This window comes from Acidovorax sp., from assembly GCF_046314175.1.
In the GTDB taxonomy this organism is placed as follows: domain Bacteria; phylum Pseudomonadota; class Gammaproteobacteria; order Burkholderiales; family Burkholderiaceae_C; genus Acidovorax.
The window spans coordinates 13,351-25,043 of the sequence record NZ_JBKBXG010000033.1; the positions used below are offsets into that span (position 1 = coordinate 13,351).

At 68.9% G+C, this 11,693-nt stretch carries 11 protein-coding genes; all 11 read right to left on the reverse strand.

Annotated features, from left to right (window positions below; all coding sequences use genetic code 11):
- Positions 1-14: 14 nt before the first annotated feature.
- From ACK4OE_RS11410 to ACK4OE_RS11460, 11 genes are read right to left on the reverse strand one after another with little or no spacing between them, the layout of a single operon-like run.
- The gene (locus ACK4OE_RS11410) at positions 15-407 is read right to left on the reverse strand and encodes a DUF3037 domain-containing protein (RefSeq protein ID WP_409884926.1); all 393 of its coding nucleotides are present in this window, start codon (positions 405-407) and stop codon (positions 15-17) included.
- Positions 394-1,188, reverse strand: coding sequence for a HipA family kinase (locus ACK4OE_RS11415; protein WP_409884927.1), 795 nt, complete (start codon positions 1,186-1,188; stop codon positions 394-396). The genes ACK4OE_RS11410 and ACK4OE_RS11415 overlap by 14 nt, the downstream gene beginning before the upstream one ends.
- Positions 1,185-2,282: an aminotransferase class I/II-fold pyridoxal phosphate-dependent enzyme gene (locus ACK4OE_RS11420; RefSeq protein WP_409884928.1), complete on the reverse strand. Its 1,098-nt coding sequence runs from the start codon at positions 2,280-2,282 to the stop codon at positions 1,185-1,187. The genes ACK4OE_RS11415 and ACK4OE_RS11420 overlap by 4 nt, the downstream gene beginning before the upstream one ends.
- Positions 2,279-3,280 (reverse strand): adenosylcobinamide-phosphate synthase CbiB, encoded by a 1,002-nt coding sequence (cbiB, locus tag ACK4OE_RS11425; RefSeq protein WP_409884961.1) that lies wholly within the window; start codon positions 3,278-3,280, stop codon positions 2,279-2,281. Before cbiB ends, ACK4OE_RS11420 begins: the two co-directional genes overlap by 4 nt.
- Before the next feature lie 9 nt (positions 3,281-3,289).
- Positions 3,290-3,859 carry a cob(I)yrinic acid a,c-diamide adenosyltransferase gene (gene cobO / locus ACK4OE_RS11430; protein WP_409884929.1) on the reverse strand — a complete coding sequence of 190 codons (570 nt, stop codon included), beginning with the start codon at positions 3,857-3,859 and terminating at the stop codon, positions 3,290-3,292.
- 29 nt (positions 3,860-3,888) lie between these two features.
- Entirely contained in the window at positions 3,889-8,091 is a 4,203-nt protein-coding gene (cobN, locus tag ACK4OE_RS11435; RefSeq protein ID WP_409884930.1) for a cobaltochelatase subunit CobN, read from the reverse strand.
- Positions 8,088-8,477, reverse strand: coding sequence for a DUF2149 domain-containing protein (locus ACK4OE_RS11440; RefSeq protein WP_409884931.1), 390 nt, complete (start codon positions 8,475-8,477; stop codon positions 8,088-8,090). The genes cobN and ACK4OE_RS11440 overlap by 4 nt, the downstream gene beginning before the upstream one ends.
- Positions 8,474-8,941, reverse strand: coding sequence for a hypothetical protein (locus ACK4OE_RS11445; protein ID WP_182119060.1), 468 nt, complete (start codon positions 8,939-8,941; stop codon positions 8,474-8,476). Before ACK4OE_RS11445 ends, ACK4OE_RS11440 begins: the two co-directional genes overlap by 4 nt.
- Entirely contained in the window at positions 8,938-9,753 is an 816-nt protein-coding gene (locus tag ACK4OE_RS11450; protein ID WP_409884932.1) for an ABC transporter ATP-binding protein, read from the reverse strand. The genes ACK4OE_RS11445 and ACK4OE_RS11450 overlap by 4 nt, the downstream gene beginning before the upstream one ends.
- Entirely contained in the window at positions 9,750-10,769 is a 1,020-nt protein-coding gene (locus tag ACK4OE_RS11455) for a FecCD family ABC transporter permease (protein WP_409884962.1), read from the reverse strand. Before ACK4OE_RS11455 ends, ACK4OE_RS11450 begins: the two co-directional genes overlap by 4 nt.
- Before the next feature lie 11 nt (positions 10,770-10,780).
- Positions 10,781-11,683, reverse strand: coding sequence for an ABC transporter substrate-binding protein (locus ACK4OE_RS11460; RefSeq protein WP_409884933.1), 903 nt, complete (start codon positions 11,681-11,683; stop codon positions 10,781-10,783).
- Positions 11,684-11,693 lie beyond the last annotated feature (10 nt).

An 11,693-nucleotide genomic window follows, 5' to 3' on the forward strand; every position in this document is an offset into this window, starting at 1 on the left:
AGAGGTTGTTGAAGTCAAGGCAGTGGGCGGACCATGCGGTCCATGATGTGTTCGAGTGCTGCCGCCGCATCGGTGCAGCGGCCGGTGTGCACGGGCGAGGTCTGGATGATGGCGCTGCGCCGGGCCGTGAGCCAGTGAAAGCGCTGGCGGTACGGCAGGCGCGCAATGGGACCGCAGCCTTCGTCGCCCGCACAGATGGCCACGATGGCGGACAGGTGGCGACGCACGGTGTCGATGTCGGCGTGCGGGTCCATGGCCAGCAGACGCGCTTCGTCCAGCGCGATGGCGGCCTGCAGAAAGCCGGTGCGCTGGCACGAGAGGATCACGCCCGCGTTGATGAATTCCTCGCGCTCCACGCGCGGCACCACGCGCACGATGGCGTAGTCGTACACCTCAGGCGCGTGCATCGACAGCCTCCTTCAACGCATTGACCCAGGTTGCGCGCCCGGCCAGGCGCGCGCAGAAGTAATCCACATAGGCCTGTCGATGGGTGATGGCTGCGGTCAGCAGCCCTTCGTCGTGGTCTGCACCAGCCAACAGCAAAAACGCATCGGGCACCTCGGCCAGGATGCCGCCCACCACATCGGGCGTGAGGCGTGCGGCCAGCTCGGCATCCACCTGCGCCAGCGCCGTGGCCTGGGCCAGCAGCACATGGTCGGCAATCGGAGCAAAGGGCTTGGCAGGCAGCGCCACAACGCCGTTCCACGCATGGTGAAACGTCAGTGCAGCGCCGTGGTCGATGAGCCAGGGCTTGCGGTGCCACATGAGCAGATTGGTGTTGCGCGCCGTGCGGTCCACATTGCCCACCAAAGCGTCGAACCACACCAGGCGCGAAGCGAAATCGTCGGACACGTCGTCCACCGCCGGGTCGAAATTGAGCGCACCTGAGAGGTAATCCAGCCCCACGTTCAGGCCGCCGCTGGCGCGGACCAGGTCCTGGATTTCGGGGTCGGGCTCGGTCTGCGCCAGGGCGGGGTCGAGCTGGGCCAGCACGATCTCGGGCACGGGCAGGCCCAGCGCACGGGCGATGCCGCCCGCGATGATCTCGGCCAACAGCGCGCGCACGCCCTGCCCTGCACCCCGAAACTTGAGCACGTAGGTTCCCAGGTCATCGCCCTCGACGATGGCGGGCATGGAGCCACCTTCACGCAGCGGCGTGACGTAGCGGTTGACGGTGATGGTTCTCACGAGATATCTCCTGAACCGGTTGAAATGCTGCTGGGGATGGTACGGCGCCGCAACGCTAGCCATGCGGCCTGCAGCGCATCTTGTGCAGCGGGCGCCAGCACCCCCAGGCGCACGGTGCCGGGCAGGCCAAACGACGTTGCGTCCCGCAGCTTGATGCCACTGGCGCGCAGCGCCGCCAGATCGCTCTGCAGCGTCGCCGTAGCTGGCCGGGCGCAGAAATAGTTGGCCAGACTGCCTGCGTGCAGGGTCCAACCCAGGTCGATGCACAGAGCCAGCTGGCGAGCCTTCCAGTCGCTCAGGGTGCACAGGCTGTGCAGCAGCCATTGCTGCACGGTGGCTTGCGTCCACGCCTGCAGCAAGGCCACGCCATGGGCGCCCACGGGCCAGGAAGGCGCCAGGGCCGTCAGCGCCTGCACAGCATCCTCGCCACCAGGCGGTGCCACGGCATAGGCCGCGCGCACGCCCGTGAGCCCCAGGGCCTTGTTGGGGGTCCAGAGCTGCCAGCAGGCCGATGGCAGGTGCGGCGACGGTGCGCCCTTCCACGCAGCCTCGGCATCCAGCCTCAAGGGCCCATACGCGCAGTCGAGCACCCGCAAGGCACTGGCAGCGTCGCCGTCTTCGCCCCCGCCCTCCCCTTCCCGCCACCCACACACTGCGGGATCTTCCTGGCCCAAAGGGCTGGAGGGCTCGCACGCCCATTGCAAACCCACCGATGCTCCACCACCGCGCAGCACCTCCAGCCCGCGCACCTGCGCAGCCTGGGCATAGTCGCCATAGCTGTGCAGCGGCACGGCCACCTGCACCGCGCCCTGCTGCGCCGCCAGCGCGGTGATGCGGTGAATGAACTCGCTGGCACTCGCTGCCAGCACGATGCGCCGGGGTGCCACGCCATGGAAGGCGCCCAGGGCCTCGCGCAGGGCCGTGTAGGCCGGGTCGGGGTAGCGCGTGGCATCGGCCGCCTGCACGACATGCAGCGCCTCGGGGCATGGCCCGCAAGCATTGCTGTTGGTGGAGAAATCAAACACCGGGATGCCCGCAGCGTCCGGGCCACCATGCAGCGATGACGAGGTAAGCAAGAGACCATAGGATGTCATACCTGCACCCACGCAAAGGCCGCCAGCGCCAGCAGCTGAATAGCCGTCACCACCGGCACCATGGCCAGCACCACGTGGGTACCCAGGCGTGCAGCGCGCCGCGTATCGAGCGGCCCCGCCCTGCGGCCCTTGCTGTGCAGCGTGTACACACCGGGCTTGGCCAGGCGCACGTTCAGCGCCAGCGCCATGGCCGCCATGGGCCAACCGCTGTTGGGCGATGGCGTCTTGCGCGCCTGGCGCGCCAGTGTGGAAAACGGCAGGCCCTTGGCGATCACCGCCAACAACAAAGCCGTGATGCGCGCGGGCACCCACGACAGCACGTCGTCTGCCCGCGCCGCCCACTTGCCCGCCCATTGCCAGTAACGCCCGCCGCGCATGCCGGGGTAGCCCCACATGGCGTCGGCCGTGTTGGCAAAGCGGTACAGCGCAGCGCCCGGCAATCCCAGCAGCGCAAACCAGAACAGCGGTGCCACAACCGAGTCGTTGAGGTTTTCGGCCAGCGACTCGATAGCCGACTCGCGCACCTGCACGGCAGTGAGCGCGCTTACATCCCGGCTCACCAGGCGAGACAGTTGCGCGCGCCCCGCAGGCAGCGACTGGCCCAGCGCCACCTCCACCGCCAACACCTCGTCACGCAGCATGCGCCAGGCCAGCAGCGGTTTGAGCAGCAGCGCGAGCAATGCCGCCGCCAGGAACCCGTGAAACATCAGCACCAGCTGCTGCACCGCCCAAGTCACTATAAAAATAATAGCTACTAGCGCACACCAGATAAGCGCTGAGCGCCAAAAAGTCTTGAAATCCTGCGCCACAGGCGATGTGGGTGCCAGCCGCTCACCCCACCACTGCAGCACCTTGCCCATCCACACCACGGGGTGCCAGGCGACGGGGGGCTCGCCCAGCCACCAGTCGACAGCCAGCGCCAACACCGGCACGCCCAGGCACACCGCCGCGGCAGGCAAAGCCCAGGCAGGCAGCAGCGGCGCAAACCAGTGGTCCAACACGGGGGTCTAGTCCTCAATGCCGCGCTGCGCCGGGATGCCCGCCTTGAACGCATGCTTGACCATCTGCATCTCGGTCACGGTGTCGGCCAGCTCGATGATCTCGGACGGGCAGCGGCGGCCGGTGAGGCATACATGCACCTCCTGGGGCCGGTCGCGCAGCGTCTGCAACACGCCCTCCAGCGGGAGCCAGCCGTAGATCAGTGGGTAGGTGATCTCGTCCAGCACCACCAGAAAATGCTCGCCCGACAGGATGGCGGCGCGCGCCTTTTCCCAGCCGTCGCGCGCCAACTGGGCCGAGTGCTCCAGGTCCTTGCTCTTCCAGCTGAAGCCGTCGCCCAGGCCCTCGATGGGGATGCCGATCTGCTCGAACATGCGGTGCTCGCCAAAGCGCGCCGTGGGCACTTTCATGAACTGGAAAATCTTCACGGCCTTGCCCCGGCCATGGGCGCGCAGGGCCAGGCCAAAGGCGGCCGTGCTCTTGCCCTTGCCGTCGCCGGTATTGACGATGACGAGGCCACGGCGTTCGCCTTCGGCCTTTTCGTAGCGCTTCTCGGTAGGAGGATTTTCGATCTGCATGGTGTTCATTCTTTCAGAGAGGCCGGGCATCACAGCCCGGCCGGTTGCAACGGTGGAGGCAGCGACGAAGGACGACGCGCCTGCCAGGCAGCGCCTGCCAGCACAACCAGCGCCATGACCAGCATCGCCAAGATGCCGGCCATGCGCTCGACGGGCGTGGGCTTAGCGGTGGGCGCATCGTGTTCGGGTTGGCGCTCCAGCAGCACGCCCATGGCGGGCATGGTGGGTGCGGCGGGCGGGGTCTCTGCCTGGGCTGGCGGCGCGGGCAGGTCCGCAGCAGCAGGCGCAGGCTGTGGCGCCGGGGCAGGCGACTGTGGCGTCGCCACCGCCATGCCAACGGGCGCTGCGTCCGCTGTGGGCACACCCCGCGCAGCCTGCTCCACCCAGCGCCGCACACTGGGCAGCTCGGCCGCCAGTGGCGCGGCGCGCGTCAGTTCCTGGTACACCTGCGCGAGTTGCTTTTGCGTGTCGGCATCGGCCTGCCAGTAGCCCTGGCGCTGTGCCTGCACCAGGCGCTCCAGCGACTGGGCGTAGGCCTGCGGATGCTCTTTCAGCCACTCGGGCAAACCCAGCTGGTGCTTGTCGCGCACCAGCACGTCGAAAAAGCTCTGCCAGTGGTCGCTGCGCACCGTGTCGGGCGCGACAGCCTGCCAGCCCCAGGCAAACTGCACGGCCTTGAGCACCTGCAGCGTGCCCGAATAGCCCTCGGCCTTCTGCGCCTTAAGCCAGCCCGGGTGCAGGTAGCGTGACTGCATATCCAGCGCAATGGCGCGCTGCGCGGTCTCGGTGGTGGGCTCGCTCACATCCTGCAGCTGCGCCACATGCAGCTCCAGCCCCTGCGGCCTGCCGGCCACGCGGGCGGCGGCCGAGAGGCCACCCAGGTACTGGAACGGATCGTCCGAGCTGACCATGGCGTACAGGTTGGAGCTGCGCGACAGGATGGCGGCATCGGTGCGGCGCAAGTGGGCACCCAGCGCCTTTGCCGCCGTGCCGCCCGCAACCCCCGTCACCGGCTCGCCATCCAGATAAGGCAGGCTCATGCGGTCGAGGAACATCTGGCCCAGGCGCGCATCGTTGGTTTGCAGGCCGTCGCTCTGCACCGCGTCGGACAGGCCGGTGCCGTAGTCGCCCACCGCATTGCCGAACGAGCGCACGCGAGCCAGTTGCTCGGCATGGGCGCGGGGCACGCCTTGCTTGCGCAGCTCCTGCCCGATCTGCGCGGTGTTGCGGGCGATCACATTGCCGGGCTCTGCATTTGCGGCCTGAGCCACAGCGCGGTCGAGCAGCGCCATGAGCGCGGGGAACTGGTCGCGGTACGACCCGGTGATGCTCATGAGCACATCGACACGCGGGCGCTTGAGTTCATCAGCCGCAATGGTTTCCACGCGCACCGGGCGGCCCGCGTCGTCCCACACCGGGCGCATGCCCAGCGCCACCAGGGCCTGGGCTTCCATGATGCCCTGGTGGCGCAGTGTTTCGCCTGCCCACAGAGACAGGGCGAAACGCTGTGGCGCCTGGCCATCATGGCGCGCCCGGTAATCCTTGAACCAGTCGTTGAACAGCGTCTGCGCCACGGCGTAGGCCTGGCGCGTGGGCAGGCGGCTGGGGTCGAGCCCTGTGAGGTTGCGGCCGGTAGGCAGGCTGTCGGGGTTGCGGATGGGGTCACCGCCGTAGGCTGCGGGCAGGTAGCGGCCCTCCAGCGCGGCCAGCAGGCCAGGCATTTCACCTTCGGTGGCCAGCAGGCGCTCCAGATCTTGCGCGCGCTGTGCCAGCTGCAGCAGCGCGGGTGTGTCGATGGGCTTGCGCGCGGCGCGGTTGGGTACGTGGTCTTCGGCGCGCACCACGTCGGATGAGGTTTGTGCGTGCAACACGGGGCGCAGGTCCAGCACGCTGGCGGCCTCGGCGTCCTTCAATGCTACCTCCAGCCAGCGCGCGGGGCGCGCGGCCAGCACCGCGTCGTGCTTGATGAGGAAGGCTTCGTCAATGTCTTCGCCCAGCGCCTCAATGAGCGGCTTGCGCAGCGCCTGCAGGATCGTTTCGCGCCGCTGCTCTGGCGCAGGCACGCGGCCGAACACGGCCAGGCCCTTGGGCTGCGAGCTTTGCGCGAGCTGGTCCATGTAGGGGTGAAGAATCTCAAGGAAGCCTTCGAAGTTGGCCGCGATGCGCGCTGCGCTCCAGCCCAGGTCGCGGTGCAGTTGATGCTCTACAAACTGCGCCACCAGCTGCTTTTCGAGCGCGCGGCGCGTGGGGCCTTCGTCCACGGTTTCCCACTCGTGCATCACCTCGTGCATATGGGCCATGCGCGCCTCGAAGCCTGCCGGGGCAAACACGGGCGTGCGGTGGCTCACCAGCACGGCGCGACCCCTGCGCTTGGCGGTGAGCGCCTCGCCCAGGTTGTCCACGATGTAGGGGTAGACCACGGGCAGGTCGCCCAGGGGCAGCAGCGCGTCGTCGTGCACATCGAGCGCACGCGCCTTGCCACCGGCCCACTCCTGCGTGCCGTGCGTGCCAAAGTGGATGAGCGCATCGGCCTCCCGCTGCGCCCACAGGTACACGGCCAGATAGTGGTGCGACAGCGGCGCCTTGGACTTGTGCATGAACGGGTTCTGGCCCAGGCGCAGAGTTTCCTCGCGCGGGGGCTGGGGCAGCACGGCCAGCTGGCCCACCTGCAGGCGCGGGATGGCGAAGACCTTTTCACCCTGCCAGTCGACCACGTAGCGGCTCTTTCCGGGCGCGCCCCAGTGCGCGTTCATGCGTTCCCGCACGGCCTTGGGCAAGGTGGCCAGATGCTGCTCATAGCGCGCCAGCGGCAGCGCGGCGGCCTGGCCCGACTCCAACAACTTACGCACATCGGCGCCGGGGTAGTAGGCGGCCAACAAGGGCTTAAGGCCGTCGATCCAGCCCTGCTCGGGCACCTCCTGCGTGCGGTAGCCCGCCTGGGCCAGGCCGCCCGATACCTGTTCCAGGCTGCGCGGCACATTGAGGAACGAGGCGCCGAAGTTGGTGCCGCCCGGCGGGTAGTTGTAGACCATGGCCACCAAGCGCTTGTCGGCGGCGGGTTTGGTTTGCAGCGCGATCAGGCGCCGCGCTTTGGCGGCCACTGCTTGGGCCTGGCGCTCGATGAGGCGGTAATCGCGGCCTTCGGCGCCGTGGGCTGTGACCAGGACCGGATCGATGGCGCCCGCGGCCTCGGGCTGCGCCAGATAGAACGGCACGTCGGACAGCGACAACCCCGTTGCGCTCGCCTCCCACACCGCGGCATCACCCGCGCGGTAGGGCTGCGTGCCCAGCAGGGGTACGCCCCAGCGGGCCAGCAGCGGCTGCAACGCGGCGGCCTGGGGCACGAGCTGGTGCAGCACCAGGGCCGAGGCATGCAGGCGGCCGGGGCCGGTGCCGCTCTCGGGGGGCAGCTCCAGCACCTCGGCCAGGGTCTGCGCCGTGACCTGCTGGCCAAAGGCGGCATAGGCGAACAGGCCTTGCTGGCGGAAAGTGCGCAGCCAGGCATCGAGCCATTCGGTGCTGCCGTCGATGAAGTGGTGGCGATGCACCAGCACGGCCACGGCGGGCAGGCTGCGCAGCGTGGGCTGGCCCTGGCGCCAAGCCTCTAGGGCAGCGGCGTTGGGCAGCAGGCGGGGCGCGTCGGTGTGGTAGATGCCCCGGGGGGGCAGGATGTCGGGCGCGGGCAAGGTCGGCATCGCAACACCTGCCACCGTGGCGCGCGCCAGGGCGATAGCGTTCTTCAGGTTGCGCGGGCCGCCCGCCTGCAGGTAAGCCACCATGCGGGCGGGTGCGTCGAGCGCGGTCAGGTCAGCGGCGGGTGTGCCCGCTGGAACCCAGACCACGCGGCCCGGGGCGCGTGCGGCGCGGGCACCGAGCTGCGCGCCGACCATGCGGCGCAAGCGCGCCTCCACGCTGGCGTGCGGTGCATCCACCCACACCATGGCAGTGCCCGCCAGCGCGCGCTCCAACCTCTGCGCCTGCGCGACATCCAGCACCGCTGGACCGGCCAGTGGGTAGTCGATGTGCGCAAAACCCAGGCCCGCCTCAATGGCCAGGCGCTGCACCATGGCCGTGCGCGTGGCCGTGGTGATGTCGGAGGTAAGCCACAGCAGCACGGGCGCGGCTTTGTTGGCACCCTCTGCGCCCTGGGTCTTGTCCGCCTGCGCGGCCTGCACCAGCGGCGCAGCCAGCAGCAGGCACCACAGTGCCGCACGCAAGATCAGCGCCTTCATGGCTTGGCGGGTGCCGCTGCGGCGGCGCCACCTGCACCGCCTGCCGCTGGTGTATTGACAGGGGCAGCGCCCGTTTCAGGGATGTAGACGATGTTGCCGTCTTCCAACTGGTAGGCCACGCCCGCGCGCACGCCCTGCCCTTGCGCAGCGCTGCCTGCGCCCTTGAAGCGCACTTCTTTGCCCTGCTCGCGCACCACCACTTCCATGTCGGGCTGACCCGCATTGCGGATGATGGTGACGCTTTCGTTGGCGCTGGTCTGGGTCTGCACGGCCACGGCCGTGAGCAGCGCCACCACCAGCACCAGGAACACGTCCACCAGATTGACGGCGGACAGCATGGGGTCGTCGTCGTCCTCGGCCAGCACATTGAGGTGACGCAAGCTCATTGCGCCACCCCGCGCTCCTTGCGCACCACCAGCAGCTCGGCCAGCAGCCAGCGGCGGCGCACCGAGTACACCACCAGGCCCACCGACGCGGCGGCCAGCGCCAGCACCACGCCCGCAAATGCGCCGCTGAACACCGCCAGGGCTTGCTGGCCGTTGCCCGCCGCCACGCTCTGCAGCGCGGGGCCGAGCGGAATCATCGTGGCGATCAGCCCCAGCATGGGCGACAGGCGGCTGAGCAGGCGCACGGGCTCCACCTGGCGCACCAGTTGCAGCTCCAGCTCTTCCATCGATAGGCCCGGCGCCACGCGCAGCGAGCGGTACTGCGGCTGGCGCCAGCGTTGCCACGCCTCCATGAGCGTGGCGCCGCCCGACCACAGCGCGTAGACAAACGCCAGCCCCACCAGCACCAGCACCGGCCACAGCAACGACTGCGCGACCTGCGCAAAGCCCGATTCGATGTTCATGCGTCCACTCCCTTGATTGGTTTGTTCTTCTTGCGTTGCAGCGATGGCAACGCCATCCACATGCCATCCAGATGCCGCACATGGATGCGGTGGTCAAACACACTCTCCAGCGCGGCGTGCGTATCGGGCGCATCGCACGCGCCCTGGTGCAGCACGCGGCCCTGGTCCATCACCACCATGTCGTCGGCCTGCAGCGCCAGCGACACCTCGTGCAGCACGCTGACCACCGTGCCCCCCCCATCGACCAGCGCGCGCATGGTGTGCAGCCAGTCGGTCTGGTGGGGTGGGTCGAGGTTGGCCAGGGGCTCATCCATCAGCAGCACTTGCGCCTGCACCGCCAGCGCGCGGGCCAGCAGCACGCGCTGGCGTTCGCCACCCGACAGCTGCGACAACGGGCGGTGGCGCCAGTCCCAGGCCTGCGTGGTGCGCAGTGCCTGCTCGACCGCTGCGTGGTCAGCAGCCCCCGGCGGGGCCAGCCAGGCCTGGTGCGGAAGGCGGCCCAGCATGGCCACGTCGTAGCTTGTGAGGTCGTCGGCAGAGCTTTCGCTCTGGCCCAGCCAGGCGAGTTGCCGGGCACGTTCGCGCGCAGGGATCTGTATGAGGGACCGCCCCAGCAGTTGCACATCGCCCTGCACCGACGCGCGGGGCAGCAGGCCTGCCAGCACCTTGAGCAAGGTGGACTTGCCCGCGCCGTTGGGGCCGACGATGCTGGTCCAGCGCCCGGCGGGCAACTGCAGGTCAACGCCCTGCAAAATCAAGTGATTTCCGATGCTAGCGCTTATTCCATAAGCGCCAATAGCTATTAAATTCATAGTGCACCACCCTGCGACGTACGCCGGTGCATGAGCCAGAGCAAATAGGTGCCGCCCAGTGCGGCGGTGAGCACGCCCACCGGCAGCTCTTGCGGCGCCAGCAGCCAGCGCGCCAGGATGTCGGCCGCCAGCAGCAGCACTGCGCCCATCAGGCTGGAGAGCACGATGTGCCGCTCGTGCGTCACGCGCACGATGGATCGAACCAGGTGTGGCGCGGCCAGCCCCACAAACGCAATCAAACCCGTCTGCGCCACCGCCGTGCCGGTGGCCAGCGCCATGGCGGCCACCAGCCCAACACGCATCGGCATCAGCGGAAGGCCCAGGCTGGCGGCAGTGGCCTCGCCCAGCGTGAGCCCGTCGAGCGCACGTGCCAGCATCCAGGCGACCACCGAGCACAGCCCCCAGGCCAAGGCCATCAGCACGCAGGCCATCCAGCCCACAAAGGCCGTGCTGCCCAGCGTGAAGGCCTGCATGGCCTGCAGGATGTCGGGCGAGGCCAGCTCCACCAGGTCGCGCAAAGCGCCCAGCACCACGCCAACAATCACGCCCGCCAACAGCAGGCGCAGCGTGTGCTGCACACCCCGGGCCAAGATCAGCGTGAGCACCACCGCCCCCGCCGCACCCAAAAACGCCATGCCCGTGATGCCAATGCGCGCCAGCCACTGCGCCGCCACCGGCGACACACCAAACAGCGCCATGGCCACCGCCCCGCCCAACGCCGCGCCCGAGGCACTGCCCAGCAAATACGGGTCGGCCAGCGGGTTGCGAAACAGCCCCTGCGCCACCGCGCCCGCCAGGCCTAGCAGCGCGCCCGCCAGCCACGCGCCCAGCGTGCGCGGCAGGCGGATGTCCCACACGATCTGCCAGGCCACGGGGTCGCCGTGCATGCGCAGAACGCTGTCAAAACCCGTGCTGCCCACGCTGGCGCCACACACGGCCAGCACGGCGCTGGCCAGGAGCAGCCAGGCGGCGCACCATGCCGCGCGGCGGCTGGTGGAACCGGTTGGCAAGTCCATGGCGGCGTAGGTCACGAGGCTTTCTCCACCAGACACCTAGCCATGATGCGGGCCGCCTCGGCCATGCGCGGGCCGGGGCGCACCACCACGTCGGAGTCCCCCACGCCAAAGACGCACAGCCGGTTGTCGCGAATGGCACGCATGCTGGCCCAGCCCGGGTACGGCACCATGGCTTGCATGCTGCGGTTGCCGATCATGATGATGTCGGGGTTGGCGCGCACGACGAACTCGGGGTTCAGGCGCGGAAACGGCCCGAGCGACGCGGGCACCACGTTGCGCGCACCCAGCCGGGTGAGCGTCTCGCCGATGAACGACGACTCGCCCGCCGCATAGGGCCCGCGGCTGACCTCAAAGTACACGCGCACATTCTTGGCCTTGGGGGGCAGGGACTGCGCCGCCGCAAAAACGCCTGCATCAATCACGCGCCAGAGGCGGTCGGAGCCTTGCGCGCGGGGCACGCCCAGCAGGTCGCTCACCGTGCCCAGCACACGGCGCACATCGGCATGTGTTTTGGGCTCCAGTGCCACCACCTTCACACCCAGGGCCTCCAGGCGGTCGCTGGCGCGTGAGCTGGTGGCCAACAGCACCACGTCAGGCTTGAGCGCCACGATGGCTTCAATGCTGGGATCAATCCCGCCCCCGACCTTGGGCAGCTTGCCGATCACATCCTCGGGCCAGTTGGAATAGCGGTCTACCCCCACGAGGCGGTGGCATTGCTCCAGCTCGCACACGCTCTCGGTCAACGATGGCAGCAGGCTCACGATGCGCTGGGGCGAGCGCGCAAGCGACACCACGCGCCCCCGATCGTCGGTGATCTGCACCGGTTGTGCCTGCGCCAGCCCAGCCATCAGCAGGCCCAGCACCATAAGGATCGCAATCACCCACAGGATGCGGCGCACGGGGGTTGGTTTCATCGACAGAGTT

Coding starts and splice junctions, on each gene's coding strand:
- ACK4OE_RS11410 (WP_409884926.1), bottom strand. CDS start 407: ATGCACGCGCCTGAGGTGTACGACTACGCCATCGTGCGCGTGGTGCCG.
- ACK4OE_RS11420 (WP_409884928.1), bottom strand. CDS start 2,282: ATGACATCCTATGGTCTCTTGCTTACCTCGTCATCGCTGCATGGTGGC.
- cobO (WP_409884929.1), bottom strand. CDS start 3,859: ATGCAGATCGAAAATCCTCCTACCGAGAAGCGCTACGAAAAGGCCGAA.
- cobN (WP_409884930.1), bottom strand. CDS start 8,091: ATGAAGGCGCTGATCTTGCGTGCGGCACTGTGGTGCCTGCTGCTGGCT.
- ACK4OE_RS11440 (WP_409884931.1), bottom strand. CDS start 8,477: ATGAGCTTGCGTCACCTCAATGTGCTGGCCGAGGACGACGACGACCCC.
- ACK4OE_RS11445 (WP_182119060.1), bottom strand. CDS start 8,941: ATGAACATCGAATCGGGCTTTGCGCAGGTCGCGCAGTCGTTGCTGTGG.
- ACK4OE_RS11450 (WP_409884932.1), bottom strand. CDS start 9,753: ATGAATTTAATAGCTATTGGCGCTTATGGAATAAGCGCTAGCATCGGA.
- ACK4OE_RS11455 (WP_409884962.1), bottom strand. CDS start 10,769: ATGGACTTGCCAACCGGTTCCACCAGCCGCCGCGCGGCATGGTGCGCC.
- ACK4OE_RS11460 (WP_409884933.1), bottom strand. CDS start 11,683: ATGAAACCAACCCCCGTGCGCCGCATCCTGTGGGTGATTGCGATCCTT.